Annotated in this window: 4 protein-coding genes and 1 pseudogene; 3 read left to right on the top strand and 2 right to left on the bottom strand. The window is 75.2% G+C overall.

Going from position 1 to position 3255, the window contains the following annotated elements; all coding sequences use genetic code 11:
• A pseudogene (locus tag AB0H87_RS39925) lies at window positions 1-285 on the bottom strand (hypothetical protein); the annotation flags it as partial.
• Between the two features lie 74 nt (window positions 286-359).
• Window positions 360-1268: a LysR substrate-binding domain-containing protein gene (locus tag AB0H87_RS39930; RefSeq protein WP_360158444.1), complete on the bottom strand. Its 909-nt coding sequence runs from the start codon at window positions 1266-1268 to the stop codon at window positions 360-362.
• 61 nt (window positions 1269-1329) lie between these two features.
• Between AB0H87_RS39930 and AB0H87_RS39935 the strand changes: the two genes are divergently transcribed.
• From AB0H87_RS39935 to AB0H87_RS39945, 3 genes are all read left to right on the top strand, one after another.
• A complete protein-coding gene (locus tag AB0H87_RS39935) occupies window positions 1330-2196 on the top strand; it encodes an oxidoreductase (RefSeq protein WP_360158447.1) in 867 nt (288 codons plus the stop codon).
• Between the two features lie 76 nt (window positions 2197-2272).
• Complete coding sequence (locus AB0H87_RS39940) at window positions 2273-2620, top strand: hypothetical protein (protein ID WP_360158450.1); 348 nt, start codon at window positions 2273-2275, stop codon at window positions 2618-2620.
• 88 nt (window positions 2621-2708) lie between these two features.
• Window positions 2709-3092 (top strand): DoxX family protein, encoded by a 384-nt coding sequence (locus AB0H87_RS39945; protein ID WP_360158453.1) that lies wholly within the window; start codon window positions 2709-2711, stop codon window positions 3090-3092.
• Window positions 3093-3255: the final 163 nt, after the last annotated feature.

Below are 3255 nucleotides of genomic sequence, written 5' to 3' on the forward strand. Positions count from 1 at the left end.
GACGTAGCGCACGACGGACTCGGCACGGTCCCGGTCGCCGCGCGCGGTGCCGCTGTCGCCCGGCGCGGTGCCGCTGTCGCCCGGCGCGGTGCCGCTGTCGCCCGGCGCGGTGCCGCTGTCGCCCGGCGCGGTGCCGCCGTCGGCCGGTGCGGTGCCGCCGTCGGCCGGTGCGGTGCCGCTGTCGGCCGGTGCGCTCGCGGTGTTCGGCGGTCCGGCGGCCGGTGCCGATGCGGCGTCGCAGCCGGTGACGAGTAGGAGGGTCAACGCTGTGGCGATGAGTCGCATGGCCCGATCCTGGGTGCGGACCTGCGCCGCCGTCCAAGACCTGGACGCATAACCGCCGGTTATCAGCGGGGCGGTTACGCGGTGCCGGTGGCCTGGGCGACAGCGGTGCGCAGCGCGCGCAGGAGCGGGCGGTCGTCGCCCGCCCGCCAGGCCAGCACCAGCCGCGCCGGCGGCAGGGTCACCGGGCGCAGGGCGATGTCCGGGCGTTGGAGGAGGGCCGCGTTGCCGGCGGCGAGCAGGACCACGCCGAGGCCGGCCGCGACGGACTCGGCGGTTTCCTCCGATGTGGACACCTCTCCCCCGATCCGGGGCGCGCGGCCGCCGCGCTCGTCGAGCGCGAGCCAGAAGTCGCGCAGCGGGCCGCTCTCCGGCGGCAGCGCGAGGAACGGCTCGTCGAGCAGGTCCGCGAACGCGATCCGGGCCCGGGCCGCGAGCGGGTGCGCCGCCGCCAGCGCCACCAGGCGGTCCTCGGTCGCGACCGGTGCGTACGCGAAACGCTCCTGGTCCGGCAGCGGCAGCCAGACGAACGCGGCGTCCGACGCGGCCTCGCCGGTCGCGGCCAGGCCGCCGGTCGGGTCGCTCCACGGCACCTGGCGCAGGCGGAGCTCGGCCTCGGGCGCGGCGGCGGCGAAGCGTGCGCGGACCGCCGGCAACAGCGACCGGCCCACCCCCGTGCTCATGCCCACGACCAGCGCCGCCGCCTGCCGGGCCAGCGCCGCGGCCACCTCCGCCTCGGCCGCCGCCCACGCGCTCAGCACCGCGCGGGCGCCCGGCAGCAGCGCCGCGCCGGCCGCGGTCAGCCGGACCGTGCGGCGGTCCCGCTCGAACAGCGCCGCCCGCAACTGCGCCTCGAGCGCATGGATCTGCTTCGAGAGCGCCGGCTGGCTGACGTAGAGCGCCTCCGCCGCCCGGGTGAAGTGCAGGTGCTCGGCGACCGCGACGAAATACCGCAGGTCGCGCAGGTGTACGTCGGCGAGCGTCATGCCTCCTGGTTATCACAACGGGTCTTGGACGCACGGCCGCGACGGGCGCAGCGTGGTGGTCATGAACGTATGGCTCATCACCGGCGCCGGCAGCGGCCTCGGACAGGCAATCGCGGCGGCCGCCGCCGAGGCGGGACACGTGGTCGTGGCGACCTCCCGCCGCGTCGAGGCGCTGGCATCCCTGACGGCGGCGCACCCCGATCGGGTCGAGGCCGTAGCGCTCGACGTCACCGACGCCACCCGGGCGGCCGCGGTGGTCGCCGACGTCGAGGCCCGCTACGGCCGGATCGACGTGCTGGTCAACAACGCCGGCCGGGGACAGGTGGGCGCGGCCGAGGAGACCACGGAGGCCGAGCTGCGCTCGCTGTTCGAGGTGCACGTGTTCGGCCCGGCCGCGCTCGTGCGCGCGGTGCTGCCCGGCATGCGCGCCCGGCGCTCGGGCACGATCGTCCAGATGTCCTCGTACGGCGGGGCGGTCGGCAACGCCGGCTTCTCGGCGTACTGCGCGACGAAGTTCGCTCTGGAGGGCTACTCCGAGGCGCTCGCGGCCGAGGTGGCGCCGCTCGGGATCAGGGTGCTGATCGTGGAGCCCGGCAACTTCCGGACCGGCCTGCTCGGCCCGCGCATGGTGGACAGCGAGCCGATCCCCGAGTACGCGTCGACGGTCGGCACCACCCGCGCGTTCCTGGCGGCCTCACACGGCACGCAGGCGGGCGACCCGGCCCGGGCCGCGACCGCGATCCTCGGCGCGGTAGCCGCGGAGAAGCCGCCACTGCGACTGCCCCTCGGCGCCGACGCGGTCGACGGCATCCTCGCCCACCTCGCGTCGGTCACGGACGAGCTGCGGGCGTGGGCGCCGGTCGCCCGGGACACGTCGTACGCGGACGGCTCTGGATCGGCCCGCCCGCTGCCCCGCCCAGGCGGCTAACCTCGTTACGCAACCGCCACGCCCCCTCGGCCGAGCCGCGACACCGCGCTTGGAGGCTGGACGCCGGGGGGTGAACGTGTCGGAGAAGCTCAAGCGTGCGGCGGACCGCCCACGCACGGGCGTGACGGTGGCGCTCGCGCTGTTGGCGGTGCCGCTGGTGCCGATCTGCTGCCTGTCGGGCCTGGGCGTGTTGCTGTCGATGGCCCCGTCCGAGCCGTGCCGTCCACCGTTCGCGGACGACCCGTCCCAGTGCGGCCCCGAACCCCTGGCCGTCCTCCAGGCGGCGGTGCTGGCGGGCGGCTACGTGGTCGTGGCCGCGGTGCTGGCGCTCCGCACGACGCTGCCGACCTGGACGCGGATCCTCGCCCTGGCCCTCGCGCCCCTGATCGCCACTCCCCTGCTCTGGGCCTGGTTCGTCCACTGAGCTGCCGGCTGTGAGGTGGCTTACTCCCGTTCATGCGGCTGCACGCTGGCTCGTCTGGTGTTGGTGACCGCAACGAACGGAGAGTCTCATGAACCTAGCTCTGTGGATCGTCACCGGCATCCTGGCGGCAGTCCTGCTGGTCAGCACGTCGAAGATGTACGTGCCCCGGGAGAAGATCGCCGCCGTCGGGCATGCCGGGGAATGGGTGATGGACTTCAGTCCCGGCGCCCTTCGGGCGATCGGGTTCCTGGAGATCCTGGCCGCCGCCGGGCTCATCCTGCCCGCGGCTCTCGACATCGTCCCCGTGCTCGTGCCGGTGACGGCCGTCTGCGTCGCCCTGCTGTTCGCCGGCGCCGTCGTCATGCGCCTCCGGCGCGGCGAGCGGGGCACGATCACGGCGGACCTGATCTACCTCGCCCTGGCCGTGTTCGTCGCCTGGGGTCGCTTCGGCCCGGCCTCGTTCACGGGTTGACCGCCACCGGCGCGGCCGGTTGGTCACCGTCGGAGCGTACGGGTGCGGCGGCACCGACCGCCGCCGCACCGGTCACTGTGGACCTACGGCGCCCAGGGGGACGCTATGTTCCACGTGCTCTCGGCCGTACACGACGTCCGCGCGTTGAAGGCAGCGCCGCCCC

Source organism: Asanoa sp. NPDC050611 (assembly GCF_040654855.1).
Classification (GTDB): Bacteria; Actinomycetota; Actinomycetes; order Mycobacteriales; family Micromonosporaceae; genus Asanoa.